This is a genomic window from Zobellia uliginosa (genome assembly GCF_018860745.1).
Taxonomy (GTDB): domain Bacteria; phylum Bacteroidota; class Bacteroidia; order Flavobacteriales; family Flavobacteriaceae; genus Zobellia; species Zobellia uliginosa_B.
In genome coordinates, this window is the sequence record NZ_JAHKPY010000014.1 from 478,626 (window position 1) to 504,408 (window position 25,783).

The following is a 25,783-nucleotide window of genomic DNA, read 5'->3' on the forward strand; positions in this document are numbered from 1 at the left end:
AAACAAAACAAAACTATGAGTAACACATATAATTCAGAAACAGCAAAACTCTCTCAAATAATGATAGTGGAGATGTTTAAAGTGCAACCTGGTGAAACCGTTGCTATAACGGGAGATAATGGTTCAAATAGAGATTTAGCCGATGCTTTGGCGGCAGAGACGAAAGCTGCAGGAGGTAAATCATTAATTTTATGGACCCCAAAAGCAGAACAAGACGGAGAAGCCGGTATGAAAGATTGGCCATCAGAAGTCTTAACAGCTGCTTTGAGTCATGTTGATGTTTGGATTGAATTAAATTCTAAAGTCTTTCTCTATTCAACCATTTGGGAAAAAGCATTTGAGAACAACAAGAAATTGAGATATTTAATTATTGGCGAAAGTTCTATTCCTTCTTTAATACGTACGTTTGTAGGTTTTGAGATTGATATTTTAGAAGAGTTTTTGAATAAAATTAAAGTAATGACTATGAAAGCAAAAGTCATTACCATAACCAGTGCCAATGGCACAAAACTTACTTATGAAACGGATTCTGATTATTCGTTCGATATTGATAGTGGGGATTATTCGAAACCCATATTTGGTACTGCGCCGGGTTATGTCAACGTTGTTCCAAAAACAGATAGCATGAATGGCAATATTGTTTTTGATATGATACAGCATGCAGATGTGTATAACACAGACAATCATTTAGAATTTATAATGAAAGACGGAAGGATTGCTGATGTAAAAGGTGGGTCTGAAGCTGAAAAATACAAGACCTATTTAGCTTCTTTCGATGATCCAAATATGTATAAGATTTCTCATAATATGTTTGGCTTTGGTCCAAATATTAGAAAATTATGTGGAGAAATTGTAGAAGATGAACGTATTTGGGGGGGCGTAGATTTTGGTTTCGGTCATACGAGTCCAATGGATATGCCACCTCTTGGCCAGCCGGCTAAATCTCATTTTGATGGTGTTGTCGGAAAAGTAAGTATCTTTTTAGACGCTATTCAAATCGTGGATGACGGTGTCGTTTGCCATCCTGAATTAAAGCCATTAGCAGAAAAATTACTAAACAACTCGTAATGTCAAATGCAGCAGAAGTAGGTGTTGATGATTATTCAAAAACAAAAGTACCTCAAGATAAAACTGTCCATGGTATTCATATAGCTTCTATAATTGTGGGTATAGGTGTAACCTTACCCACTTTTTTTTTAGGGGCAGAAGTAGCACAATCCATCGGGCTCTCAAATGCCTTTTGGGTTTTTCTAGGGGTAAACATTGTCTTAAGTGTGCTTTGTGGCATTACGGCTATTATAGGCAATAGAACAAGATTGTCAACCTATATGCTTTTGCATTTTTCCTTCGGAAAAAAAGGAACCTTGCTCATAAATTTTTTAATAGGAATAACTCTTTTAGGATGGTATGCAGTAACGGTTGAAATATTTGGGGAAGCACTTACCGATGCTTTTAAACACCTTTTGGATATTGATGTACCATTATATGTCAGTATTATTTCAGGAAGTATTTTAATGACACTAACTTCTATTTATGGCTTTACGGTTGTAGAACGTTTTTCGGCAATTGCAGTACCTTTAATGATTGTTTTTCTGGTGTATGTACTTTACGTATGTACAAATGAGAATAGTATTGGGAGTCTGTTGGCTATTGAGGGTAATGGAAACATGACCATTATACAAGCCATTTCTGCTATTGTAGGTATGACCATTTTAACACCGGTTTTGATGCCTGATTTTACTCGCTTTGCCCGTACTGATAAAGATAGTTTAATATCTGTTTTGGCATTAGCATTTGGTTTTCCTTTGATTTTGTTGGCAGGGGCAATTCCTAGTTTGGCAACCGGTGAGATTGATATTATGAAGATAATGATAGGACTAAGTTTAACGGTACCTGCATTTGTTATTTTAATTTTTTCTACATGGACCACAAACACCTCTAATCTATATTCCACTCAACTTACCCTATCTACTGTTTTTAAGAAGCAGAAGTATGCTGTTGTAGGACTTATTGGTAGTTGCGTTGCAACTTTAGTAGCTGTAATTGGTATTGCTACTCATTTTATATCCCTATTAAACGTATTAAGTATTTTAATCCCTCCTATTTCTGCAATTTTTATAGCTGATTTTTTCTTCATTAGAAATCAAGATTATGATCTAAAAGATTTTAATAAATTACCAGCATTTGGTATACCGGCAATTATTAGTTGGTTGGTGGCCTGCGTAGTAGCTTTTTTGGGCTCTTACGATCATATTACACTAACAGCTATTTCTTTTTTTGATTCCTTTTTAGTGGCCTTCATCTTATATCTTATCTTAAAAAAAACCTGGAAATAATGCAAATAACCAAATTAGAACCAAATGCTATTTGGCATCATTTTGAAGCCATTAATACTATACCACGAGCTTCTACAAAAGAACAAGAAATTATTGAGTTTATGGTTGCCTTTGGGAAGTCGTTAAGCTTAGAAACTTCTGTTGATGCAATTGGGAACGTTATTATCAAGAAACCGGCCACTAAGCGAAAGCTAGATGCTAGAACCGTTGTTTTACAGGGGCATTTGGATATGGTACATCAAAAGGAGGCGACCTCAAATTTTGATTTTGCAACTCAAGGCATAGAAATGTTCGTTGATGGAGATTGGGTAAAGGCAAAAGAAACCACATTAGGAGCGGATAATGGGATTGGTGTTGCGGCGATTATGGCGGTTTTGTCCTCTAATGATTTGGAGCACCCTCCTATTGAGGCTTTGTTTACCATAGATGAAGAAATGGGTATGACCGGTGCCATGGCATTGACTAATGACCAGTTAAAGGGAAGTATTCTATTGAATTTGGATTCTGAAGAAGATGATATGATTACCATTGGATGTGCCGGTGGCGTTGATGTGACGATAGATGGTTCATACAAGACAGAACTTTTAAATGCAAAGAAGTATAGCTTATTTGAAATTAAGCTCAGTGGATTAACAGGGGGGCACTCTGGTGTAGAGATACATTTGAACCAAGCAAATGCTATTATTGTATTAGCCGAGTGTTTAGATGATTTGATATCTAAAACAGATTGTAGATTACATAGCGTGAATGTGGGTACATTAACCAATGTAATACCTAGAAATGGCTGGGCAATAGTGGCAGTTGCAAAGGATAAAAGCGATTTGTTTTCACAAGCGTTTATAGGTATCGCCGAGAAGCTTAAGAAAAAATATCATGCTACGGATGGAGATTTAAAGCTAGCATTTTCAAAAACAGAAACCACAACAGCGGTTTTAGATGTACAAACACAGAATCAATTAGTAAAAGCTATTTTGCTCACCCCAAACGGGGTGTATTCAATGACCGAAGGTATTGCGGACTTGGTGCAGACTTCTAATAACATTGCTATACTCCATATTGGCGAAGGTCGTTTTCATGCGGCATGTCACACCCGTAGTTCTGTAGATAGTGAACGGGATGAGTTGGCGGGAAAAATAAAAGATTGTTTTTCATTTGCAGAGGTCATAGAAGTTGGCCCTTACCCAGGTTGGGAACCTAGACCCAATAGTGAACTTTTAAGTCTTACTAAGAAGTGTTATGAAAAGTTGAATGGTGAGACGCCAATTGTTAAATCAATACATGCCGGTCTGGAATGTGGCATTTTATCAGGGACTTTTCCAGCTATGCAGATGGTTTCTTTTGGTCCTAATATTTTAGGAGCTCATTCACCTGAAGAACGGTTACAGATAAGTTCCACTCAAAAATTCTGGAAACTCTTGGTCAAATTACTTAAAGAATTGGAATAACCCATAAACGATGGCCGAGAATAATCAATATACAAACACTAAAGTACAATCTAAAGATTTTACTTCTGGTTGGCTTATTGCATTGCTCATTGCTGGCACAGGGTTAACGCTCCCTATCCTTTATTTGGGGTCTGAAGTTGCGTTGGGTATTGGGCTTAAAGGTGCTTTATGGGCTTTTGGTATAAGTACAGCCGTATTAACGGTAATGTGTCTGGCTACTACTAGAATTGGTAATCGTTCTCGTCTTTCTACCTATATGATACTTCATTTTAGCTTCGGTAGGCAAGGGGCCAAGATTATGAACACCATTTTTGGTATCACTCTTTTGGGCTGGTTTTCCGTAGCCTTGGAGTTATTGGCTATAGCGGTCGCAGACACTGCATTCGCTACGTTTTCTATAGTACTGCCACAGTGGATTATAATCTTGGTAATGGGGATGTTAATCACCGCAACCACTTTTCGCGGTATACGAAGTTTGGAACGATTGGCAAATATGGCTGTACCTGTTCTTACATTGTTTTTAATTTATGTTATTTATGTTTCGTTCGATCAAGCCATGTCTTTTCAGGAGGTGTTAGATTTTGTACCGGAAAATTCTACCATGACTTTGTTCGAAGCTACGTCAATACTGGTTGGTTCCTCTATTCTTTTCCCTGTATTAATGGCAGATTTTTCTAGGTTTATATACAATGACAGGCAAAGTATGATTGCCGTGCTGGGCATTACTATTGGTTTTCCTGTGGCATTAATTTTAAGTGCCATTCCATCTATACAAACGGGACAAGTAGATATTATAAAGGTAATGCAGGAATTTGACCTTGTATTGCCTGCATTTGTTTTATTGTTGGTTTCTACGTGGGTGGGCAACGCATGTAATCTCTATTCTACGGCACTCACTTTCTCTACGGTAAAAACAGGTTGGTCTTTTCAGAAAACGACCTTGTTATCAAGTGTTTTTGGTATTCTTTTTGCGCTGCTCGGTTTTTCAAATTATCTGTTCAATTTTCTTAGTTTTCTGGGTATTTTGGCGCCTTCCATTTCTGCTATTTATATCATCCATTTTTATTGGGTAAAAAGACAACACTACGTATTGAACGAAATTGCGGAATGGGAGCCAAAGGCATTGATCAGTTGGGTTATTAGCTCGGGTATAACCGTGTTTACCTATTTAGACGTTTTTCAATTAACGCACGCCTACTTTGTTGATTCGTTTCTGATGGGTGGATTGACTTATATCCTCTTAAAGTGGAAAGAAATTAGAGAAGCAAAACAATAAAACCGTCTGTTAATACTTGAAAAGCTAGGGTTAATTGTATTCATCCTCAACGTAGCAACACCTTCGTTAATTTCTTAATAAAATGTTAATTATAGAATCTCTGATTTTGTGGGCTATTTTATGTCTCATATTAGATTACTGACTTCTTATTTTAACTATTCCTACATTTTCATGTATTTTATTGATGAATATGCACTGATGTATTTAAACTGTTATAAATAACTCTTCAAATCACTTCAATATCTGAAAAAGATGTACTTATTTTAAATCTTATAAGCACACCTACTTATGTTACGTTAAGAAAAAAGTATCAACCCTGTGAGGGCTTAATATGGATTTTCTAGATTGATTTCCCCCATGTTTTTATTTGAACTCATTACGTATTCATTTTTTGCCGAAGTCTATTCAAGTGCAAAACGATATGATTGGGCTTTAGTTGGGGCCAATATATTATCACGAGTTAGACGACAATTATTGTAGGTGATAGTGCAAACTATTTATTTTTTCAACTTGAAAAATTTATGCTTATGAAAAAGTCTTTATTAGTTATTCCGTTTTCAGTTCTAGTGCATCTTATTATTATAAATAGCACTCTTTATTTCCTGACTCCCGATGTATATATGGTGGAGAATAATGTGCTCTACTATAACCTATCATGGTTGATTATTACGTTTAGCCTTAACTATTATCCTACTGAAAGAAGAGAGCGGTTTGAAACTAATCTTGCGCGCTACTTTAAGTTATTGGGTCTTTTTGGATTATCTTATTTTGCCTTGTACGGTTTTAAAAGTAACGGGATATATCCTTTTGAGTACCGAGCTTCGGTATTTCTTATTATTTGTTTTTTCTTGACTGCTTATAGATCGTTTTTCTATTGGATGCGGACAAAATATAGATTGTACGGAGGTAACTTTAGAAATGTAGTAGTTGTCGGAAGGGATAAGAATTTAAAAAAAATCAGAAAGGTTTTTGATCAGCCAGAACTAGGTTACAGGTATAAGGGGTTTTTTGATGACAAATCTTCTGTGAGCCCAACTTATTTGGGTAAGATGAATGATTCTTTTAAATACATCCTTGAAAATGATATTGACTACATCTATTGTATTGCTTCAAAATTATCAAAAAAAGAACTGGAGTATTTGGTAACCTTTGCGGACAATAATCTGAAAAAATTGATGATTATTCCGGATAACAAAGAAATTTTTACTCGGTCAATGTCCATTGAACTTTATGATACGATACCTGTGCTGGCCATGAGAAAATCCCCTCTTGAGTTGACCTATGCTCCTATAATCAAAAGAGCTTTTGATATTCTTTTTTCATCACTTGTAATTATTACCGTATTATCATGGCTTACTCCAATATTATACGTTTTAATGAAATCGGAATCTAAAGGGCCGTTGTTTTTCAAGCAGAAAAGAAACGGAGTAAATAGAAAAACTTTTTGGTGTTACAAATTTAGATCTATGACCGTAAATAAAGAAGCTAATACGGCTATGGCGACTAAAAATGATATGCGGGTAACTCGTATTGGCAAAATACTTCGCAAAACCAGTATTGATGAGCTGCCGCAATTTATTAATGTTTTTCTTGGGGAGATGAGTGTTGTTGGTCCAAGGCCGCATATGGAGTCGTGTACTGAAAGATACGAGACCTCTATAGATAAATATTTAGTGCGCCATTTTATAAAACCTGGAGTAACTGGCTTGGCTCAGGTAAGAGGATATAGAGGTGAAGTAGTCAAAAAAGCAGATATCGTAAACCGAGTTCGGTTGGATATATTTTATACGGAAAGTTGGTCTTTGGGACTTGATCTAAGTATTATTTTCTCTACTGTTGTCAATGCGGTAAGAGGAGAGGAAAAAGCGTATTAAATAATTATAAGAAAGGCTTATAGCACCGCAAGTTTATTGGTGTTAGTTGTTCATCATTAATTTTCACTGTGAAAATAGTTTTATATCTTTGCCCTTTACAAAAAACGGCTCTCATTGTAAGAGAGTAGTGAAATTTCAATGAAAACAAGGAAACAAATAGGGCAGGATATTGTCGCATTATTGCTCATGTCAGCATTAATGTTGCCTATGCTCGTGCAGTTTTCCCATGTCTTTGACCAACATGAACATGAAGTTTGTCATGAGTTGACCACACATATTCATGAGGATTTGCCCGATTGTCAAATCTGCCATTTTCATTTAGCATCTTTTGACTATAAAGTTCCGGAATATCTTGATTTTGTAGTTTCTTCTATACCTAAAAGAGTAGAAAATCAGTTTTCTTCATTACTATTCCATTCCTTCAAAATAACCAATACCCAATTAAGGGCACCACCATATTTTCTTAGTTAAAATACACGGATTCCGTTTTATTTAATTTAAGAATTTATATGCTCTTATACGCTATATCTATGCTGCTATTTGGCAGCATATCTCCTATTTCCCAAGATTGTGACAATACTCTTTCAGGAACAGTAATAGATTTACACGATAGTTCTCTATTATCCGGTGCCTTACTTATTGTTGCAGGAACTGAACAAGCCGTTCAGACAGATGTAGATGGAAAATTTATAATAACAGGGCTTTGTGATGGCACGTATTCCATTCAAGTTTCGCATCCTTATTGTACCACACAAGGTTATACGGTAAAGGTGTCTGGAAATACTTCAAAAACCTTTCGCTTAGAGCATCATTTAGAAGAACTTAATGAAGTGACTATTAGAGGGAAAGCCTACCAAAATGAGGCGAAAACCATAGCTAAGACTAAGATATCCACCAGCGAGTTAGAAGATTTTAGTAACGGTTCTTTAGGGGATGCACTTAACAGCTTAAGTGGGGTTTCTTCTTTAAACACAGGTAGTACAGTTGTTAAACCTATGGTTAATGGCCTGCACAGTAGTCGTGTAGTAATTATTAATAACGGGGTCCGGATGGAAGATCAAGAATGGGGGGCGGAACATGCACCGAATATTGATGTAAATTCCATAGCAAATCTAACTTTGATAAAAGGAGCGGGAGCTTTGCAATATAGTGGTGATGCCATAGGTGGAATCATAGTTGCAGATGCATTAAAAGTCCCGGTAAAGGATAGTTTGTACGGTAAAACACTCATGAATTTAGCTTCCAATGGCAGGGGTTCTTCGGTAACATCACAATTAACCAAAAGCTTTCAAAATGGATGGTATGCTACTGCACAAGGAACAGTAAAACGCTATGGCGATTTTGAAACGCCAGATTATGTTTTGAGCAATACGGGCGTTTTTGAGCGAAGTGCTTCTTTGCACTTTGGGGTGAACCGTTTTAAATATGGATTGGAGGGATATTATTCATTCTTTAAAAATGAAATAGGAATACTCCGAGCATCTCATGTTGGTGGAGCTTCGGACCAGTTAGCGGCAATAAATAGTGATGTTCCGTCTGTAATTGAGGATTTTACCTATGATATTGGGGAACCTAGGCAAGATGTTACACATCATTTGGCTCGTCTTAAAATGTTTTCGCGTTTCGATGGTCTTGGAAAGCTAAGTTTGCAGTATGATTTTCAGCGGAACAATCGCTTGGAATATGACATTCGTGTAGGTGACGATGCAGATAAAGCTTCTATAGATTTAGAACTGGACACGCATACGGTTTTACTTGATTTAGATAGCGACCTCTCTGATAAAATTAATTTGAAGACCGGGCTAATGGCACGATACCAAACTAATTTTGCCGATCCTAATACAGGTATTCGAAGGTTAATACCAGATTATGATATGTATAATTTGGGTGCTTACGCCGTTGCAGATTACGACTTGAACGAAAATTTTCTTCTTGAGTTTGGAGCACGTTTTGACTATACGTATATAGATGCATTTAAGTTCTATCGTACATCAACTTGGGAGGATCGTAATTATGATCAACTATATGCAGATATTGTAATAGAGGAAACGGGAAATCAGATTTTAACGAATCCACAATTAAATTTTTATAACACATCCGCTACCGCAGGGGCAACATATTCATTTAATGATGAGTATAAGCTTTTCTTCAATTACTCGCTGGCATCTAGGGCACCGAACCCTTCAGAACTGTTTAGTGAAGGTTTGCACCATTCAGCTTCACGAATAGAGATGGGAGACCTTGGTTTTAAATCAGAAGTTGCTCATAAAGTTGCTGTAACATTGGAGCGTAAAAACCCGGTTTTTAGTTTTTCTGTCAATCCGTTTATCAATAGCATCAATGATTTTATGGTCATTGAACCCACATCAATCGAGCAGACCATACGAGGTAATTTTCAAGTTTGGGAGTACCGCCAGACCAATGCGCTGTTGTTAGGTTTTGATTTGGATGCCTCTTATGCGCTCACCAACAACTTCCGTTTAGACCACCAGTTTTCTTTCGTTAAGGGGTATGATCAAAGTCAAAACGAACCCTTAATAAGTATGCCGCCTGTCAATACAAAAAACAGTTTGGCATATCAAAACCCGAAGATCAATAACTTACGATTGGCGTTGCAGAGCGAATTTGTATTTCGACAGAACGAGTATCCAGATAATAATTTTGAGGTGTATATACCGGAAACGGAAACTTATGAAATAGTAGATGTAAGCACGCCGCCAGGGGCATATCACCTTTTAAATTTTAGTTCTAGTATTGATTTTAATATTACCCAAAAATCGCAATTAACAGTAGGTTTTAAAGTCACGAACTTACTTAACAATTCATATCGAAATTACCTGAATCGTTTGCGCTACTATGCAGACGAGTTGGGTAGAAACTATTTGTTAAACCTTAAATTCAATTATTAATTAGTAAACTCCAAAAAAATGAAAAAGATTAAATTATTTAGTGCGTTAGTATTAGCAGGATCCTTATTTGTTGCATGTTCAGATGATGATGACAGTACGCCAGAAATTGTAAATGAAGAAGAAATCATTACGACGGTTACCGTTACACTTTCTCCGGAAGATGATGGAACTGACGTTACATTGCAATTACAGGATCTTGATGGTGATGGATCAGGTGAGCAAGTTTATACAGTGTCAGGTAGCTTAGTGGCTAATATGGTCTATGACGGAAGCATAGTTCTTTTGAACGAAACGGAAAGTCCTGCAGAGGATATTACCGAAGAAGTTGAAGAGGAAAGCGATGAGCACCAGTTTTTCTATACAGTTGAAAGTGGTTTGGATTTAACTACGGAATATGCAAATTTTGACGGTGATGGTAACCCATTAGGAACAGAATTTACTCTTACTACAGGTGAAGCTAGTTCTGGTACACTTACATTTACTTTACGCCACGAGCCAACTAAACCAAATGATGGAACTTTGGCAGATGCAGGTGGAGAAACTGATGTTGAAGCTATGTTCAGTGTAGAAATAGAATAGACATAACAATACATCCCCTTTATAATTAAGCCTCGGCAATCTAAATGTTTTGATTGTCGAGGCTTAATTTTTCAACACCTAGGATTTAATTGTAAGCTATAAAATAACATCAAACCAGACAAATAAGCTATAAGCTTTAGAAGGTGCTAATCTCAAATTCTTTGTGCTTAGACTACTGAAGTCTAATGGTGACCTCTTACTTACCTGGTCAAAAATAAGGTACGCGACAAAAAGGAAAGGTATATGCGTAGATTAAAGCAATAATAAGTTCGTTTTCGATATACTTCAATAAAACCATATCCTATGTCCCAATAACGATGTTAAAAGGGGCTATATCCATATATTTCTGTCCTTAAACTAACATTCCCTGTTTAACCGTTAAAAGTGAGCGTAACTTATTAGCATATAGATTTCATTAATTTCAGCTCAACTTACCATCAATAGTCCGTATAGATTTATTTAGTTTAAAATCAAAAACAGTTTTTCTTGGATAAAACATCCACATAAAGCAATGCTTTACAAATGTTGGAAGAGGATAAAAAGTGGGTTGTACATTAGAATTTAGCAACTGAACAAAACCTGAACAAATGGTCCAGCTTAATCTATTTATGAACCTATTTCCATGTTCCAGTATCTCCCCTCAACCCTTATTACTTAAAGGAAACAGCCTTTCGGATAAAAAAATAAGGTATTGAAATTCAATTGAATCTAAAATAAAATCTAATCTCAAAAAAATACTTTTGAGAACCGACTTAACAATCACATAATTCAGATTAAAAACATGCTCAGCGATTAAATTGATATTAAAATCCAATAATTCTAAATTATCAGTAATCTTTATGGACTTTAAATAGTTAAAGCATTTGTTTCTCACCATGGCATAGATATAGCCCTTTAGAGAAGTTTCAATTTTTAATGTATTTGCATGCTCCCAGATATAGATAAAAATTTCTTGTACAATGTCCTCACTGGAATCTTTATCAAAAAGATAACCGTTGGCATAAACAACAAATTCTTCATAATGCTTATCAAAAAAGTTTTTAAAAACCTTTTCGTTTTTTTTTCTTATTTCCTCAAGAATAAGGTTCATTAATTTAGGGAGCTGTTATCTGTTTAGACAAATCTATATAAGATATTGATGAAAAATTAATATTAAGAAAACATTTGTGAATAATTAAATTTTTATAAATCTCCAATAAACATAAAATTATAATCTTAATACAAGTTGATAAATTTGTAAATCCTTTACATATTCGAAACTTTGCGCAAGCTAAACTTAGCATTATACAATTTTGATGCAGAATTAAGATTACTACTTTTTGATGTAATTGAAAAAATAGAAATTAGTTTACGTACCAAATTAATTTATCATCTATCACATGAAATAGACCCTTGGTGGTTTCAAAATTTCGATTTATTTAACGATAGTAAAGCATTAGTTAAAACACTATCTAATTTAGAAGCAGAAATTGAACGTACTAAAGACGAATCCATAAAGAAGCATCTTAAAAAACATAAAGATGATAAAAGATTTCCTCCTTCATGGAAATCTTTAGAGCAAACAAGTTTTGGTGTATTATCTAAGCTATATGGAAACTTAAAACATTCGGTAAAATTATTACCAAAACCACCAAACCCTTGGATTTTAGAACCATAAATGTTCCTAAACAGCACGAGTTTTCAAAACTCTATGTACATATGTGTTTAATGCGTTATATGTTGAACACAATACTTCCTAGAAATGAATTTAGTATGAAACTAAATAATTTATTTAAAAAATACCCAAATGTAGATCCCAATGCCTTAGGTATGAAGCCAAAATGGCAAGAAGAACCACTTTGGAAATAAACCATCATTAAAGAATTAATTTTAAAGATGTTACTACCCTTATATAACAATAATAGTATGTAAATCATAAAAAACAAAAAGCTTCCAATTTCTTGGAAGCTCTTTATTTATTGGTGGAGAATACCGGAGTCGAACCGGTGACCTCTTGCCTGCCAGGCAAGCGCTCTAGCCAGCTGAGCTAATCCCCCATTTAGGCTGGCGTAAAGAAAATACTTTTATACTAAGTATCAAAATTACGGGCCAAGTAATTACTGAGGCTTGTTTAATCCTTTTTTACGCTTAGAACAAGTAAAGGAATTCGTGATGAAAACTCTGATTTGGAAATCGTATTTTTCTCCCAAAGCTTCTTAAAAAAACCTCTTTTGCGTCTAAAAACGCATAACATGTCCGGATGTTGAGATTCAAAACGTTCTAAAACACCAAGGTAGGTTGTAGGTGCCTCGGTCATAGTTATTTGCGAACTTATATCCATCAATGCAGTATTGATGCGCAAATCATCATCAGAGTACCCCGGCGTTTTTACCAGAAGTAGGTTTATAGTTGAGCCAAATTTTTTCTTTATATCCAGTAGAGGATTTAAAATTCTATTTCGTTTTAAAATTCCCGATTTAAAAGCAGTTAAAATAGTTTTTGGAGGAGAGAACAAACTGCCTTTTGGCACCACCAAAGTAGGAATATCGGTCTGTTTAATGATTTTCCCGGAAGTATTACCAAGATAAGATTCTTCGGTAACATCGTTGCTTCTTGGTGCAATTATAATAAGGTCTATCCCTAACTCCTTATCAATACTTTTTAAGCCGTCTGCAATGCCGCCATTGTAAGTGGCAATTTTAATATGAACACCTTTGGATTCAATCTTATCAATTACTTCCTTTAAACGTTCTTTTCCGCTTTCCGCCAATTTTTGGGTAACATTGGCTAGGCTCTTTCCTGCTCCCACAGAAGCATTAAAAACTTCCATGACATAAACTTGTGAACCGAATTTCTCCGCAAAATCAACAGCGTATTGTAAAGTTTTGTGAGCATCGGGAGAAATACCTATGGGTACGAGTATATGTTTCATGTGTTTTTGAATTTATCGTTTAAATTTACAATTAAAATAAGATTCTAAAAATGGTTAAGCTTGCAAAGTTATCGGAAATACCTCAGATTCTCAACATTACTAAAGCATGTGCTGCCACAATGATTAAAAATGGTATTTATCAATGGAATGATGAGTACCCGTCACAAAAAGCTTTTGAGTTGGATATTGAGCGAGGTGAACTGTACACGTTACAGGAAAATGGTAGAATCATAGGCACAATTGTGCTTTCTAGAATTATGGATAAGGAATATGAATCAATTAAATGGTTGACGCCCAACCATAAGAATATTTATATACACAGGGTAGCCGTACATCCAGACTTTCAAGGACAGGGATATGCGCAGCAGCTAATGGCTTATGGTGAGGATCATGCCCGCAATCATGCCTTTGCTTCCGTTCGGTTAGATACTTTTAGTCAAAATAAGCGAAACCAGAGATTTTATGAGACTAGAGGGTTTCAGCGTTTGGGTGATATTTTCTTTCCAAAACAGAGTGAGCATCCCTTTCATTGTTATGAATTAGTATTGTAATTTCGTCCTCTTGAAGACGGAAATCGGTTTTAAGTCCATCAATAAATTAGCCATACCAGCAACTGTAGCAGGTATTGCAGAGCCACTATTATCTATTACTGACACGGCTATTGTGGGGAATATTCCAGTAGACGGATTAGAATCTCTGGCAGCAGCAGGTATTGTGGGTTCGTTTCTCTCCATGTTAATCTGGATTTTAGGGCAAACTAGAAGCGCTATATCTGCAATAATGTCGCAATACTTAGGTGCTGGAAGAATAGAAGAAGTAAAAACTTTGCCGGCACAAGCTATATTTCTTAATATTGGTTTAAGTGTGGTTGTTCTGTTGTCCACAATTTTTATAGTACAGGATATTTTTCAATTACTGAATGCCACCGGTAAAATTCTAGAGTATTGCATTTCTTATTATTCCATTAGAGTCTGGGGTTTTCCGTTAACCCTTTTCGTATTTGCCGTTATGGGTATTTTTCGTGGTTTGCAGAATACGTATTACCCTATGTTGATAGCTATTGTAGGGGCTGTTCTCAACGTAGGTCTGGATTTCGCCTTCGTATATGGAATAGAAAATGTCATTGAACCAATGTATTTAGAAGGCGCGGCCTATGCAAGCCTTTTAGCGCAAGGTATTATGGCTGTTATGGCGTTTTTGCTTTTAGTAACTAAAACGGACATTAGCCTTCGTTTAAAACTACCTGTACATAATGAATTGGGCAGATTGGTTGTCATGAGTTTAAACTTATTTGTGCGGGCATTGGCTTTAAATACGGCTTTGATCTTAGCAGTAAGAGAAGCAACCGCTTTGGGGCCTAGATATATAGGTGCGCACACTATTGCCATCAATATATGGTTGTTCTCTGCTTTTTTTATAGATGGTTATGCTGGTGCGGGCAATATAATGGGGGGTAGGCTCCTTGGTGCGAAAGATTATAACGGACTATGGGAATTGATGAAAAAAATATTGACCTACGGCTTAATCGTAAGTGTTATTTTGATGGCAGCAGGCTTCCTGTTCTATAAGCCTATTGGATTGCTTTTTTCAAAGGAAACAGAAGTGTTGAATGCTTTTTATGCTATATTTTTTATAGTGATTTTAGCATTGCCTATGAATACTATTGCTTTTATTTTTGATGGGTTGTTTAAAGGGATGGGCCAGATGAAATACTTAAGAAACACCCTGCTGGTAGCTACCTTTTTGGGTTTTGTGCCTGTTCTTTTCTTGGGAAAATATATGAGTTGGGGTCTTTATGGAATATGGATAGCTTTCACTGTCTGGATGGCTATTCGTGGTGGCGCTTTGGTCGTTAAGTTTATTAGAAAGTTTCGGCCTCTATTGCAAAACACCTAATTTTGAAAGTACATTTGTTAAACACCTAAACCACAATTATGGGAACCACCCGGGAAAACGGAAGTCTTTACACGAATATAGCCAACAAGATTGCAACAATAGAATTTGGCCATCCGGCAAGTAATTCTTTTGTAGCGGAACTACTAGATCGTTTAACCGCAGAATTTGATAAGCTTTCGGAGAACACCCAGGTGTCCGTTATCGTTTTAAAATCCGAAGGAGACCGTGCTTTCTGCGCTGGTGCTTCTTTTGACGAACTTATGGCAGTAGCCAATCTAGATGAGGGCAAAGTGTTTTTTAGCGGTTTCGCCAATGTCATCAACGCTATGCGTAAATGTAAAAAAGTAATTATTGGCCGTGTTCAAGGTAAAACTGTTGGTGGTGGTGTGGGTCTTGCAGCTGCGTGTGACTATGTGTATGCTTCTGAAGCAGCTTCAATACGATTATCAGAACTCACTATTGGTATTGCTCCATTGGTCATTGCTCCAGCCGTAGAACGAAAAATTGGAACTGCTGCTATTTCGGAACTTTCATTAGCTCCAACGGAATGGAAAAACGCGTATTGGGCAAAGGAAAAAGGGCTTTTCTCTAAAGTGTTCGATGATATAAATGAGTTGGATAAAGAGCTGGATTTTCATGCTCAGAAACTTGCTGATTATAATCCCGAAGCACTTGAAGAATGGAAAAGCGTTTTATGGCAAGGAACCGACCATTGGAATGCGCTTTTAATCGATCGTGCAGCTATAACAGGCAGATTGGTTCTGTCCCAATTTACTAGAAATGCACTTTCTAAATTTAAAAAATAACAATAACCATCAGTTGTCTACGTTTTACTTTTTCAAATCTCAAGTATGAATATTTTAAATTTCCTGAATGGTGACCTTGTTTTTCCCATTCTAGCACTTTTTGTAGTTGTAATTTATTTTGTTAACCGTGTACGTACAAAAAGAAAGTTTAAAAGATAACTTCCTATCTATTATCAATAACAAGGGTTTAGGTAATTGCAGTAGTATGAGTTTTATATCTTTCGTGTTCTACTTTACATCTCGGCTTTAGAAATAAAAAAGCTAGCAAATGTTGTCTAAAAACAAATTGGTTTTACAAATTGAATACCTTTGCAGAACAATCGTATTTCATGAGTAATATTAGAATCACCAAACAGTTTAATTTTGAGACCGGTCATGCCCTTTACGGATATGACGGCAAGTGCAGAAATGTGCATGGGCACAGCTATAAATTATCGGTAACGGTAATCGGTACGCCCATTACAGATACCTCTCACGTAAAATTGGGAATGGTCATAGATTTTGGTGATTTAAAAAAAATCGTCAAAGAAGAAATTGTAGATCAATTTGATCATGCCACGGTTTTCAACAAAAATACGCCGCATATAGAGTTGGCCAAAGAATTGATGGATAGGGGTCACAGTGTTATTTTGGCCGATTATCAGCCTACCAGTGAAAATATGGTTATTGATTTTTCGAAAAAGATTCGCGCTAGACTGCCTGAGAATATTGATTTACATTCCTTAAAACTCCAAGAAACTGATACCTCGTTTGCTGAGTGGTATGCATCCGATAATCAGTAGCACCTTTCTAAAAAGGGTATTCGTTATATTTGGCATCAGATGAAAACCATTACCGTTCCTCAAGGCAAAAAAGTCTATTTTTCTAGTGATAATCACCTAGGGGCACCAACTATGGCGGAAAGCCGTCCGCGTGAAAAGAAATTTGTTGCGTGGTTAGATGAAATCAAAGAAGATGCCGCGGCCATTTTTTTAATGGGTGACCTTTTTGATTTTTGGGCGGAGTACAAAACCGTAGTACCCAAAGGTTTTACCCGTACAATGGGAAAACTAGCCGAAATATCCGATTCTGGAATTCCTATATATTTTTTCGTAGGAAATCATGATTTATGGATGGATGGTTATTTTGAAGAAGAACTCAATATTCCTGTTTTTCATAAACCACAGCAGTATACTATAAACGGGGTTTCCTTTTTTGTTGGCCATGGAGATGGGCTAGGGCCTAATGATATTGGTTTTAAACGCATGAAGAAAGTGTTTACCAACCCTTTGGCTAAATGGTTGTTTAGATGGCTTCATCCAGATATAGGTGTAAGATTGGCAAAACACCTATCCGTTAAAAATAAATTGATTTCAGGAGATGACGATGCCAAGTTTTTAGGCGAAGACAATGAATGGTTGGTGCAGTATGCCAAGCGTAAGCTAGAAACAGAGCATTATGACCATTTTATTTTTGGTCACCGCCACTTGCCTATGGAAATAAAGGTAGGTGAGAATTCAAAATACACCAATTTAGGCGATTGGATTCATTATTATACTTATGCTGTTTTTGATGGGGAAAAGCTAAGCCTTGAAAAATATGAGCCTACTCATTAGCTTCGTGCTCATCAATATCTTTCTGTAAATCCAGTTTTCTAAATGAAGGCGAAACAATAGCTGTGGCACCCACCGTAATTAAGGTCATAGCACCACCAAAAACCACTGCGGTTACCGTACCCATAAGTTTTGCTGTTACTCCGCTTTCAAAAGCTCCTAGTTCATTAGATGATCCTACAAACATAGAGTTAACGGATGCAACACGTCCTCGCATGTTATCCGGAGTTTTAAGTTGCAAAATGGTTTGACGAATAATCATAGAAACGCCGTCTACGGCACCACTCAAGAACAAGGCGATTACTGAAAGCCAGAAGTAGGTAGAAAGGCCAAAAACAATCATACAGAGGCCAAAACCAAATACCGCTAACAGTAACTTCTTACCGGCATTTTTATGTAACGGAAATCGCGTAGACCCCAACATAGTAAGTGCTGCGCCAACCGCTGGTGCGGCTCGTAAAACACCAAAGCCTTCTGAACCTACGTGCAGAATATCTTGTGCAAAGATGGGTAAAAGCGCAACCGCTCCACCAAAGAGTACAGCTATCATATCTAACGTTAATGCTCCAAAAACAGCTTTGGTACTGAATACAAATCGTAGTCCTTCCCGTAAACTCTCAAATACAGGTTCTCCTATCTTAGGGTTAAGAATGGGTTTTGTTGAAATTTGAAATAGGGATATCAATGCCATTATTGAGAAACCAAAAATGAGGCACATAGACCAATGAACGCCAATCCAGCTAATAGAAAACCCAGCTAAAGCAGGTCCTAGAACGGATGCCAATTGCCAAGTAGTACTGCTCCATGTTGCAGCGTTGGGGTATGTTTTTTTAGGAACGATTAAGGCTATTAAAGAGAATATGGTTGGCCCAAGAAACGAACGAACAATACCACCTAGGAAAACCAAAAAGTAAATACCGTATAAAATGGTTTTGGTTTCTAGCTTATCTTCCATAGAAGGCCAACTGAGCATAAAGAGCCCGAAACTGATTACGGAGAAACCTAAAATGCATTTTATCAAAAGGTTTCGCTTCTCTTTTTGATCTACAATATGCCCTGCAAAAAGAGCCATGGATACTGCAGGAATCACTTCCATAAGTCCGATGATACCCAAGGAAAGAGGGTCTTTTGTCATGGAATATACTTGCCACTCAATTACAATGAACTGCATGGACCATGCAAATACCATAGCAAAACGAACCAACAAAAAGATGTTGAATTCTTTATAACGTAAGGCTGCATAAGGATCCATAAACGCGCTTTTTCGATAGAAATAAGGCGCAAAGATATTATTATAATCCGATGAACGGTACGCTTAAAATATAAAAGGGCGTTTCGGTTACTATTTCCTAAAACCGACTGAGTAGTCAGTTTTTTAAAGCCTTGAATTCACTGTGTAAGGGCACTTCATCGACGAACGGTTATTTTTTAATCGCGAAATGTGATAATTATATGCTTGTAAAGCACTGTAGAAATTAAAACCAACCAAGTAGTTTGTAATTTTATTTATAGCAATCGAGCAAAAGCATTAACAAGCCTAATTTATATAGGGCTTATCGATGGACTACATAGTAAGAAATCCGTTAAATGGTAATTTCAATCCGGTTGCCCTCTGGGTCTTGGATAACACTTTCATAATAGCCGTCTCCTGTAGTTCTTGGTTCACCAGGAATCTGAAATCCGTCAGACCTAAGTTGCTCGGTAATGGCATCTACTTTTTCTTTTGAACCTACGGAGAGCGCAAAATGAATAAAACCCAAATGTTCTTCCGTAGAATCTGATGCCTTTGTGATTTCCGGTTTGTGCATGAGCTCTAATCGCGAGCCTTCATCAAAACTTAAAAAGTGAGACGTGAAGTTTTTATTTGGATTGTGATACCGTTCTCCGCAAACAGCACCAAAATAATGTTCGTAAAAATGACGTGTAGCTTCAAGGTCAGATACCCATATGGCGAGGTGTTCTATCTTCATTGTATGTCTTTTAATTTCATCTGCAAGCTTATATTTCCTTGCCATTCATTTTCATCTAGAGAAAAGACCGCACTAAAAGGTTTCTTGTTGGCTACTGTAGGGAGTTTGTCACCCATATTAAAACCAATGCCTCCAATAGGACCAATTCCGTTTTGCGTAGCAGCTAACTTAAGATGTGCCCCATCTTCACCTACAACTTTAGCATAGCCTGTATCTATTAGATTTTCGGACATGAATGTTGGAGTCATGTTACCAGGCCCAAAAGGAGCGAACTGTTTTAGGATACGCATCAGTTTTGGTGAAATATCCTTAAAATCTAATTGAGCATCTATGGAAATTTCAGGAATCAATAGTTTTGGGTCTATGGTTTCGGAGACTACTTTCTCGAATTGTGCTTTGAAGTTTTCAAACTGCTCTTCTAGTAATGTAAGTCCGGCAGCATATTTATGTCCTCCAAACTGCTCAATGCAATCTGCACAGCCCTGTAAGGCGTTATACACATCAAAACCTTTTACGGAACGTGCGGAAGCTGCCAACTTATTGCCACTTTTAGTAAAGACCAATGTTGGACGGTAATAGGTTTCGGTAAGTCGCGAAGCCACAATACCAATTACCCCTTTGTGCCACGAGTCTTTATAAACTACAGAAGTAAAACGTTCTTCTTCTTTATTATTAAGAATCTGTTCAAGGGCCTCTACAGTGATTTCTTTGTCCAGTCCACGCCTGTCTTGATTGAATTTTTCAATCTGGGCGGCAAAGGTTTCGGCTTGGGCTAGGTCATTTTCGGTGAGCAGGTTTACGGCATGTTGCCCGTGTTCCATACGGCCTGCAGCATTTATCCGCGGAGCGATAATGAACACTACATCGGTTATAGTAAGTACCGATTTTTTTATTTGATTGATAATGGCCTTGAAGCCAATTCTGGGATTGGTATTAATTACTTGGAGCCCAAAATAAGCCAATACCCTATTCTCACCAGTCATAGGAACAATATCTGCACCAATGGCTGTAGCAACTAAATCAAGATAAGGAATCAGGTCCTCAACAGTTTCCCCTTGTCGGGAGCTTAGCGCCTGAATCAGTTTAAAACCAACGCCACAGCCACAAAGCTCATCGTATGGATAGTTGCAATCATCACGTTTCGGGTCAAGAACTGCCACAGCATTTGGTAGCGAATTACCGGGTCTGTGATGATCACAGATAATAAAATCTATTTCTTTTTCTTTCGCATAAGCCACCTTGTCAATAGCCTTTACACCACAATCTAGTGCGATAATAAGCGAGAAATCGTTGTCTTCGGCAAAGTCTACCCCTTTAAAAGAGACGCCATACCCTTCGGTATATCTATCCGGAATATAAGTGGCAACGTTGGGGTAATAGCTTAGCAAATAGGAAGAAACCAAAGCTACTGAGGTGGTACCATCCACATCATAATCGCCATAAACCAAAATATTTTCATTATTGGCAATAGCTTCTTCAATGCGTTCTACCGCAATGTTCATGTCCTTCATTAAAAAAGGATCATGCAAATGCGTCAACTCTGGACGAAAAAAGTTCTTAGCCGCTTCATAAGTAGATATACCCCTTTGTAATAAGAGTTGAGCCACTAAATCATCAACCTTGAGCGCATTAGCCAATTGGTCAATAGCGTCTTGTTGAGGTTTGGGTTTAATGGTCCAGCGCATAGGGGGTGTTTAAGTGTTAAGTTCAAGCGTCAAGCTTAAGTGTTAAGTTCAGACTAAAGAATTAATTGCAAGTCTAAGTATTATAGAATGTTCAATAATATACTAAGAAATTAGCTTTGTTTTTTATTCCTGATGATGGTAGCAATGATTTTAATCAATTGTTGGACTTCGCCTAGAAGGAATTCTCTTTTGTCGTCGTTACCATACTCTATTTTGTCAAAATTTTTAAGTTTACTCTAGACTCCTTGAGTTCTTTTAGAGAAATACTTGCTTTGTGAACATAATCTTTTGAGGTATGGGTGCCTTGAGCTTCACCAAAATTAAGCGCAGAACTTCCTGCAGAACGTAAAAGTTGATTGCCGTAATATTCTCCAGTAAAATCTTTCGGAATCTCACGACAAAAAATAGCAATATTAGCAGCAAAACTTACCAGTCTATCTTCTAAATCATATTTTTTATCATGCACAATATGGAGTTTAACTTAGTTTTGAACTTAAATCTTGAGTTTAACTCTTAAACCTTGAACTTGAGCTTTACTTTTGAAATTGAAACTTACTCATTATGAAAAATAGTCTTGATCTCTAATGTTGCAAATTTTCGGAACATTTCCATTACACCACAATACTTTTCTACAGATAGGTCTACGGCTCTTTGTAATTTTTTCTCCGCTAGGTCTTTTCCGTGAAAATGGTACTCAATGGTTACAGCATCATAAAATTTTGGATGCTCATCAGTTAGATTGGCGATAGTTTCAATATGAAAATCATCTACCTCTAGCTTCATTTTTTTGATAAGCGCGGCTACATCAAGACCTGAGCAGCCTGCTAGACCAGATAGCATAAGCGCTTTTGGTCGCAGTCCTTTTCCTTCGCCGCCATCATCTGGGCCGGCATCTATTTTTAAGGTTAGACCTGATGGGTTCGTGCTTTCGAACTGCATGTTGCCAAGCCATTTGGTTGTAATATGATTTGTAGTACCCATAATTTTTTATGTTTCTAGTAAGAATCAAAAATACGATTAATAAATAGATTTTGAAGTTGGAAATTGATCTTGTCTGTATTTGTGATGAATAAGAATGTTTTTGAAGAAATACCGAGATTACTGATACTACAAGTCACTTTCTAAATTTTTTTTATAGAATGAAGCATTTATGATTAGCCAATAATCCAAGTTTTACTTTATATGATTGAGCGGAAGTCATTTACTCTAATTAATAATAAGATTCGTTGAAAGATAACAAAGATTTATTAGCCTATGTACTCATTTTGATAAGTCTAATTTCACTTATCATTCTGGATGAGCATATCTCTTCAAGTTTGAGACATTTGCTGTATGGTTTTATTCCATTGTGTCTTAGATATATTTTAAAATAAACTTTGATCTAAACATATTGACTAAGTAAAAAGGGAAATATCTTTATAAATCTGTAAAGTTGATAGTATTTTTGGGAGTCCTACTTATTGTAGTTTCTTGTCTCCTGATTATTTTCTATAATGAGGAGCTAGTTAATATTTTTAAAGCAATTTAGTTCTATCTAGATAAAAGATTATTAATGGGTCAGTCTGTCATAATCTGATTAATCAATTCCTGTAATTCCGGCACCACATCGGACTCAAACCAAGGATTTTTTGACATCCAAAAACGATTTACTGGAGAAGGGTGTGGTAAAGGAAAAAACTTGGGTAGAAATTCATGATAACTACCGACGTTCTCAGTTAGATTTCGCTTAGATAGTTCTTTTAGATATCGGTCTTGGGCGTATTTACCAATGACCAATATTAGTTTTACGTCTTTTAATTCTTTCCAAAAAAGGTCATGCCAAAGCGGGGCGCATTCTTTGCGAGGTGGCAGGTCACCGGTCTTAGCTTTACCAGGAAAACAGAAACCCATAGGTAAAACAGCAAAATTATCTGGGTCGTAAAACTGTTCGTCCGTAACACCCAGCCATTCCCTTAGTTTTCTACCACTGGGGTCATCCCAAGCTTTATTATGGTCATGGGCCTTTCTGCCTGGCGCTTGGCTAACTAAGATGATTTTGGAATTTTTAGTGCCAGCTACTATTGGCCTAGGCTCTAAAGGCAAATGTTTACTGCAAACTTTACATGAACGTATTTCAGAAAGCAGTTTTTGCATATGAGACTATTTCTTTTTCAACGGATCTTGTGAAAAGGAGAGTCCGTCAAAACCGGTTTTCATAAAGTTACGGATATTTTGGTGTCCCGTACCTTCGGCATCTTTTAGAACATCATCATAATAATAACTTCCAAAACAGGCTAAAGCTTCATCTTTATTAAGATTTTGTTCTTTCGCAAAAGCGAAAAGTTTGCACGAACCTGAATTCTGTCCTTCGGCATTTTCTAATGTGCCATTTTTAAAAGCAGTAGGAGTAAAAGCGTAATTAGAATCTATTACCGCCATAGTTTCAGAAAATCCGATGGTTTTAGGGTTGGTCTTTAATTTTTGTATAAAAGTATCTAATGTCATCTTCATTGTTTTTTTCCGGCAACAACTATTACAATCTCACCTTTTGGTGGTTTATCGGTAAAGTGTTGTGCCATTTCTTCAGCTGTGCCTCTCAATGTTTCTTCATAAAGTTTGGTAAGCTCCCTTGAAACGGAAACTTGTCTGTCCGACCCAAAATATTCGGCAAATTGCCCTAAGGTCTTAATCAACTTATAAGGCGATTCATAGAAAATAATAGTCCGCGTTTCTTCGGCAAGTAGTTTTAAGCGGGTTTGCCGTCCTTTTTTAGGAGGAAGAAATCCTTCAAAAACAAATTTATCGTTCGGAAGACCACTATTTACCAAAGCAGGTACAAATGCCGTTGCACCGGGAAGACAATCAACCTCAATATTTTTCTCCACACAAGCCCTAGTCAATAAAAAACCAGGGTCTGATATTGCAGGGGTGCCTGCATCTGAAATCAAAGCAATAGTTTCACCCGCCTGTAAACGCTTTACCAATGCATCAACGGTCTTGTGCTCGTTGTGCATATGGTGACTTTGCATTTGAGTAGTAATTTTAAAATGCTGAAGTAGTTTTCCGCTCGTTCGGGTGTCCTCTGCTAGAATACAATCTACTTCGTTTAAAACACGAATTGCACGCAAAGTCATATCCTCAAGGTTGCCGATTGGCGTTGGTACCAAATATAATTTTCCCATAAAATCTAAGGTCGTAGCTCTCTATCCATAAAATAGGCAATCAATGTAACTATAATTGCAATAAATGCGAATAGATAATCTTTGCCATCCGTTAAGTAGTGTGCAAAGAAAGCTAAAAGCGTATTAAAAAAGAAACCTGCGTATGCCCATTCTTTAAGCCATGATGAGAAATTGCCCCATATGGCTATTAAACCAAGAATTTTGGCAAATGCCAACGGGTATATGAGATATGAGGGGTAATTGAAGTGCTTAAAAAAGCCTACTATCATCTCATATTTAGTGAAATAATTGAATACGGAAAATAGCATAATCAGGGTGAGTAAAACTAATGCAGACCAGTATAGGGTTCTTTGAGTTTTCATGGAGGAATTTTTCAGGAACAAAATAAAGAAAATAGGGGCTTGAAACTAATTCCAAGCAAAAAGCCCTTTGTTTTAATAAAGGGCTTATTTAATACTAGTTTTAACAGATGCTTTTTAAGAAAACTTACGCTCAATAAATTGCATAAAACGTTCAGCGTATTCCTCTTTGCCAAGCCAGTTGTTATAATCTGGTTTAACCATGTTGTCTATGAATGAAATGGAGCGATCTTCACTATCGATCGTGTTTAATTGGGAAAGAACGCGATTATAATCTTCCATGCTCCCATTAAACAGATGCTTAACAAATGCAAGCCTATTGTTAAGGTCAATTTTAAGTTCTTGGTTAGAAACCTTATCGTTTAAAGACTTAGTAGAAGGTACCTCTTTACTAACCGGTGTGCTATTTTGTTTTGGTGCAGCGGGCTTCTGGGGCTCAAATAGCTCTTGGTCATTTTTCATATAATCCGGTTTGGACAAGAACTCTTCCAATACTTCATCTACGCGCGCTTCATGGCTGGGCATTTCAGAAATCATATCTTTTATGGTATCCATTCCAGGAATCATAATGTCCTCTTCGTGCGGATTACTCTCAGGCACAGACGCATTTTCATTAAGAACGGCATTGGCCATTTTTTCAAACTTAGCGGCAATTACATTTTTAGAAACGTCTATTTCAATATCGTTTAATTTTTCCTCTATGTATTTAAGAACAGCAAGTTTTTCATACAAATCCTTAGCGGTGTCATACATCTCGCTAATATCCATATCACGAGAAGTAATAATATCCGTAGATAATTTTCGCAGTTCTTCCTTTAATTTTTTCTTCATCGGTCAATTTTTTCTAATTCTACCGGGTTGGGGTAAAAAAGGTATCTCTATCTTTGCTTACATTAAATCCTGAACTTTGGTGGATTGTTCTTAAAAACAATGCCTTTTCTTAAGTTCAACAATATTAAGAACGAAAAACCCTATATTTTCGTC

General features: G+C 36.7%; 26 protein-coding genes and 1 tRNA gene. 14 read left to right on the forward strand and 13 right to left on the reverse strand.

Annotated elements, in window-relative coordinates; all coding sequences use genetic code 11:
• The first annotated feature begins 15 nt into the window (after nucleotides 1-15).
• The 8 genes from KO521_RS16975 (at nucleotide 16) to KO521_RS17010 (ending at nucleotide 10,419) form a co-directional block, all read left to right on the forward strand.
• A complete protein-coding gene (locus tag KO521_RS16975) occupies nucleotides 16-1,068 on the forward strand; it encodes a hypothetical protein (protein ID WP_194525460.1) in 1,053 nt (350 codons plus the stop codon).
• Nucleotides 1,068-2,336: a cytosine permease gene (locus tag KO521_RS16980; RefSeq protein ID WP_215941100.1), complete on the forward strand. Its 1,269-nt coding sequence runs from the start codon at nucleotides 1,068-1,070 to the stop codon at nucleotides 2,334-2,336. Before KO521_RS16975 ends, KO521_RS16980 begins: the two co-directional genes overlap by 1 nt.
• Nucleotides 2,336-3,781, forward strand: coding sequence for an aminoacyl-histidine dipeptidase (locus KO521_RS16985; protein WP_215941101.1), 1,446 nt, complete (start codon nucleotides 2,336-2,338; stop codon nucleotides 3,779-3,781). Before KO521_RS16980 ends, KO521_RS16985 begins: the two co-directional genes overlap by 1 nt.
• Nucleotides 3,782-3,791: 10 nt before the next feature.
• Nucleotides 3,792-5,057, forward strand: coding sequence for a purine-cytosine permease family protein (locus KO521_RS16990; protein WP_215941102.1), 1,266 nt, complete (start codon nucleotides 3,792-3,794; stop codon nucleotides 5,055-5,057).
• Nucleotides 5,058-5,584: 527 nt separating this feature from the next.
• Nucleotides 5,585-6,931: an exopolysaccharide biosynthesis polyprenyl glycosylphosphotransferase gene (locus KO521_RS16995; RefSeq protein ID WP_215941103.1), complete on the forward strand. Its 1,347-nt coding sequence runs from the start codon at nucleotides 5,585-5,587 to the stop codon at nucleotides 6,929-6,931.
• 138 nt (nucleotides 6,932-7,069) lie between these two features.
• Entirely contained in the window at nucleotides 7,070-7,402 is a 333-nt protein-coding gene (locus KO521_RS17000) for a hypothetical protein (RefSeq protein ID WP_215941104.1), read from the forward strand.
• A gap of 38 nt (nucleotides 7,403-7,440) precedes the next feature.
• Nucleotides 7,441-9,840: a TonB-dependent receptor gene (locus tag KO521_RS17005; protein WP_215941105.1), complete on the forward strand. Its 2,400-nt coding sequence runs from the start codon at nucleotides 7,441-7,443 to the stop codon at nucleotides 9,838-9,840.
• Between the two features lie 18 nt (nucleotides 9,841-9,858).
• Nucleotides 9,859-10,419, forward strand: coding sequence for a type 1 periplasmic binding fold superfamily protein (locus KO521_RS17010; protein WP_215941106.1), 561 nt, complete (start codon nucleotides 9,859-9,861; stop codon nucleotides 10,417-10,419).
• Between the two features lie 640 nt (nucleotides 10,420-11,059).
• On the opposite strand, the gene KO521_RS17015 is transcribed toward KO521_RS17010, so the two are convergent.
• A complete protein-coding gene (locus tag KO521_RS17015; protein ID WP_215941107.1) occupies nucleotides 11,060-11,509 on the reverse strand; it encodes a sigma factor in 450 nt (149 codons plus the stop codon).
• Nucleotides 11,510-11,680: 171 nt separating this feature from the next.
• Between KO521_RS17015 and KO521_RS17020 the strand changes: the two genes are divergently transcribed.
• Nucleotides 11,681-12,076, forward strand: coding sequence for an Abi family protein (locus tag KO521_RS17020; RefSeq protein WP_252730094.1), 396 nt, complete (start codon nucleotides 11,681-11,683; stop codon nucleotides 12,074-12,076).
• Between the two features lie 302 nt (nucleotides 12,077-12,378).
• Here the strand turns inward: KO521_RS17020 and KO521_RS17025 are convergent.
• Nucleotides 12,379-12,455: transfer RNA gene (locus tag KO521_RS17025), tRNA-Ala, on the reverse strand.
• A 74-nt stretch (nucleotides 12,456-12,529) separates the two neighbouring features.
• Nucleotides 12,530-13,330: a universal stress protein gene (locus KO521_RS17030; RefSeq protein ID WP_215941108.1), complete on the reverse strand. Its 801-nt coding sequence runs from the start codon at nucleotides 13,328-13,330 to the stop codon at nucleotides 12,530-12,532.
• Between the two features lie 50 nt (nucleotides 13,331-13,380).
• Here KO521_RS17030 and KO521_RS17035 point away from each other — a divergent pair, with 50 nt between their 5' ends.
• The 5 genes from KO521_RS17035 (at nucleotide 13,381) to KO521_RS17055 (ending at nucleotide 17,627) form a co-directional block, all read left to right on the forward strand.
• Entirely contained in the window at nucleotides 13,381-13,881 is a 501-nt protein-coding gene (locus tag KO521_RS17035; protein ID WP_215941109.1) for a GNAT family N-acetyltransferase, read from the forward strand.
• Nucleotides 13,882-13,891: 10 nt separating this feature from the next.
• Nucleotides 13,892-15,226, forward strand: a complete 1,335-nt coding sequence (locus tag KO521_RS17040; RefSeq protein WP_215941110.1) for an MATE family efflux transporter — start codon at nucleotides 13,892-13,894, stop codon at nucleotides 15,224-15,226.
• Between the two features lie 38 nt (nucleotides 15,227-15,264).
• A complete protein-coding gene (locus KO521_RS17045; protein WP_215941111.1) occupies nucleotides 15,265-16,032 on the forward strand; it encodes an enoyl-CoA hydratase/isomerase family protein in 768 nt (255 codons plus the stop codon).
• 329 nt (nucleotides 16,033-16,361) lie between these two features.
• On the forward strand, nucleotides 16,362-16,814 hold the full coding sequence (locus KO521_RS17050) for a 6-pyruvoyl trahydropterin synthase family protein (RefSeq protein ID WP_215941112.1): 453 nt from the start codon (nucleotides 16,362-16,364) through the stop codon (nucleotides 16,812-16,814).
• Between the two features lie 39 nt (nucleotides 16,815-16,853).
• Nucleotides 16,854-17,627 (forward strand): UDP-2,3-diacylglucosamine diphosphatase, encoded by a 774-nt coding sequence (locus tag KO521_RS17055; RefSeq protein ID WP_215941113.1) that lies wholly within the window; start codon nucleotides 16,854-16,856, stop codon nucleotides 17,625-17,627.
• On the opposite strand, the gene KO521_RS17060 is transcribed toward KO521_RS17055, so the two are convergent.
• The 10 genes from KO521_RS17060 to KO521_RS17105 all read right to left on the reverse strand — a co-directional run bounded on the left by KO521_RS17060 (nucleotide 17,617) and on the right by KO521_RS17105 (nucleotide 25,630).
• Complete coding sequence (locus tag KO521_RS17060) at nucleotides 17,617-18,876, reverse strand: MFS transporter (RefSeq protein ID WP_215941114.1); 1,260 nt, start codon at nucleotides 18,874-18,876, stop codon at nucleotides 17,617-17,619. The two genes, KO521_RS17055 and KO521_RS17060, sit on opposite strands and share 11 nt — an antisense overlap.
• 331 nt (nucleotides 18,877-19,207) lie before the next feature.
• Nucleotides 19,208-19,594 carry a VOC family protein gene (locus KO521_RS17065; protein WP_194551717.1) on the reverse strand — a complete coding sequence of 129 codons (387 nt, stop codon included), beginning with the start codon at nucleotides 19,592-19,594 and terminating at the stop codon, nucleotides 19,208-19,210.
• A complete protein-coding gene (gene recJ / locus KO521_RS17070; protein WP_215941115.1) occupies nucleotides 19,591-21,279 on the reverse strand; it encodes a single-stranded-DNA-specific exonuclease RecJ in 1,689 nt (562 codons plus the stop codon). The genes KO521_RS17065 and recJ overlap by 4 nt, the downstream gene beginning before the upstream one ends.
• A 208-nt stretch (nucleotides 21,280-21,487) precedes the next feature.
• Nucleotides 21,488-21,745: a four helix bundle protein gene (locus KO521_RS20500; RefSeq protein WP_354668220.1), complete on the reverse strand. Its 258-nt coding sequence runs from the start codon at nucleotides 21,743-21,745 to the stop codon at nucleotides 21,488-21,490.
• 86 nt (nucleotides 21,746-21,831) lie between these two features.
• Nucleotides 21,832-22,260, reverse strand: coding sequence for an OsmC family protein (locus tag KO521_RS17080; protein WP_215941116.1), 429 nt, complete (start codon nucleotides 22,258-22,260; stop codon nucleotides 21,832-21,834).
• A gap of 576 nt (nucleotides 22,261-22,836) precedes the next feature.
• Complete coding sequence (locus tag KO521_RS17085; protein WP_215941117.1) at nucleotides 22,837-23,412, reverse strand: uracil-DNA glycosylase family protein; 576 nt, start codon at nucleotides 23,410-23,412, stop codon at nucleotides 22,837-22,839.
• Between the two features lie 6 nt (nucleotides 23,413-23,418).
• A complete protein-coding gene (locus KO521_RS17090) occupies nucleotides 23,419-23,763 on the reverse strand; it encodes a HopJ type III effector protein (RefSeq protein ID WP_215941118.1) in 345 nt (114 codons plus the stop codon).
• A gap of 2 nt (nucleotides 23,764-23,765) precedes the next feature.
• A complete protein-coding gene (rsmI, locus tag KO521_RS17095) occupies nucleotides 23,766-24,440 on the reverse strand; it encodes a 16S rRNA (cytidine(1402)-2'-O)-methyltransferase (protein WP_215941119.1) in 675 nt (224 codons plus the stop codon).
• A gap of 5 nt (nucleotides 24,441-24,445) precedes the next feature.
• Nucleotides 24,446-24,802, reverse strand: a complete 357-nt coding sequence (locus tag KO521_RS17100; protein ID WP_215941120.1) for a DoxX family protein — start codon at nucleotides 24,800-24,802, stop codon at nucleotides 24,446-24,448.
• Nucleotides 24,803-24,916: 114 nt separating this feature from the next.
• Complete coding sequence (locus tag KO521_RS17105) at nucleotides 24,917-25,630, reverse strand: hypothetical protein (RefSeq protein WP_215941121.1); 714 nt, start codon at nucleotides 25,628-25,630, stop codon at nucleotides 24,917-24,919.
• Nucleotides 25,631-25,783 lie beyond the last annotated feature (153 nt).

What these genes read in the sequence shown, in the direction of transcription:
- KO521_RS16975 (WP_194525460.1), top strand. Translation starts at nt 16, where the DNA reads ATGAGTAACACATATAATTCAGAAACAGCAAAACTCTCTCAAATAATG.
- KO521_RS16980 (WP_215941100.1), top strand. Translation starts at nt 1,068, where the DNA reads ATGTCAAATGCAGCAGAAGTAGGTGTTGATGATTATTCAAAAACAAAA.
- KO521_RS16985 (WP_215941101.1), top strand. Translation starts at nt 2,336, where the DNA reads ATGCAAATAACCAAATTAGAACCAAATGCTATTTGGCATCATTTTGAA.
- KO521_RS16990 (WP_215941102.1), top strand. Translation starts at nt 3,792, where the DNA reads ATGGCCGAGAATAATCAATATACAAACACTAAAGTACAATCTAAAGAT.
- KO521_RS16995 (WP_215941103.1), top strand. Translation starts at nt 5,585, where the DNA reads ATGAAAAAGTCTTTATTAGTTATTCCGTTTTCAGTTCTAGTGCATCTT.
- KO521_RS17000 (WP_215941104.1), top strand. Translation starts at nt 7,070, where the DNA reads ATGAAAACAAGGAAACAAATAGGGCAGGATATTGTCGCATTATTGCTC.
- KO521_RS17005 (WP_215941105.1), top strand. Translation starts at nt 7,441, where the DNA reads ATGCTCTTATACGCTATATCTATGCTGCTATTTGGCAGCATATCTCCT.
- KO521_RS17010 (WP_215941106.1), top strand. Translation starts at nt 9,859, where the DNA reads ATGAAAAAGATTAAATTATTTAGTGCGTTAGTATTAGCAGGATCCTTA.
- KO521_RS17015 (WP_215941107.1), bottom strand. Translation starts at nt 11,509, where the DNA reads ATGAACCTTATTCTTGAGGAAATAAGAAAAAAAAACGAAAAGGTTTTT.
- KO521_RS17030 (WP_215941108.1), bottom strand. Translation starts at nt 13,330, where the DNA reads ATGAAACATATACTCGTACCCATAGGTATTTCTCCCGATGCTCACAAA.
- KO521_RS17035 (WP_215941109.1), top strand. Translation starts at nt 13,381, where the DNA reads ATGGTTAAGCTTGCAAAGTTATCGGAAATACCTCAGATTCTCAACATT.
- KO521_RS17045 (WP_215941111.1), top strand. Translation starts at nt 15,265, where the DNA reads ATGGGAACCACCCGGGAAAACGGAAGTCTTTACACGAATATAGCCAAC.
- KO521_RS17050 (WP_215941112.1), top strand. Translation starts at nt 16,362, where the DNA reads ATGAGTAATATTAGAATCACCAAACAGTTTAATTTTGAGACCGGTCAT.
- KO521_RS17055 (WP_215941113.1), top strand. Translation starts at nt 16,854, where the DNA reads ATGAAAACCATTACCGTTCCTCAAGGCAAAAAAGTCTATTTTTCTAGT.
- KO521_RS17060 (WP_215941114.1), bottom strand. Translation starts at nt 18,876, where the DNA reads ATGGATCCTTATGCAGCCTTACGTTATAAAGAATTCAACATCTTTTTG.
- KO521_RS17065 (WP_194551717.1), bottom strand. Translation starts at nt 19,594, where the DNA reads ATGAAGATAGAACACCTCGCCATATGGGTATCTGACCTTGAAGCTACA.
- recJ (WP_215941115.1), bottom strand. Translation starts at nt 21,279, where the DNA reads ATGCGCTGGACCATTAAACCCAAACCTCAACAAGACGCTATTGACCAA.
- KO521_RS17080 (WP_215941116.1), bottom strand. Translation starts at nt 22,260, where the DNA reads ATGGGTACTACAAATCATATTACAACCAAATGGCTTGGCAACATGCAG.
- KO521_RS17085 (WP_215941117.1), bottom strand. Translation starts at nt 23,412, where the DNA reads ATGCAAAAACTGCTTTCTGAAATACGTTCATGTAAAGTTTGCAGTAAA.
- KO521_RS17090 (WP_215941118.1), bottom strand. Translation starts at nt 23,763, where the DNA reads ATGACATTAGATACTTTTATACAAAAATTAAAGACCAACCCTAAAACC.
- rsmI (WP_215941119.1), bottom strand. Translation starts at nt 24,440, where the DNA reads ATGGGAAAATTATATTTGGTACCAACGCCAATCGGCAACCTTGAGGAT.
- KO521_RS17100 (WP_215941120.1), bottom strand. Translation starts at nt 24,802, where the DNA reads ATGAAAACTCAAAGAACCCTATACTGGTCTGCATTAGTTTTACTCACC.
- KO521_RS17105 (WP_215941121.1), bottom strand. Translation starts at nt 25,630, where the DNA reads ATGAAGAAAAAATTAAAGGAAGAACTGCGAAAATTATCTACGGATATT.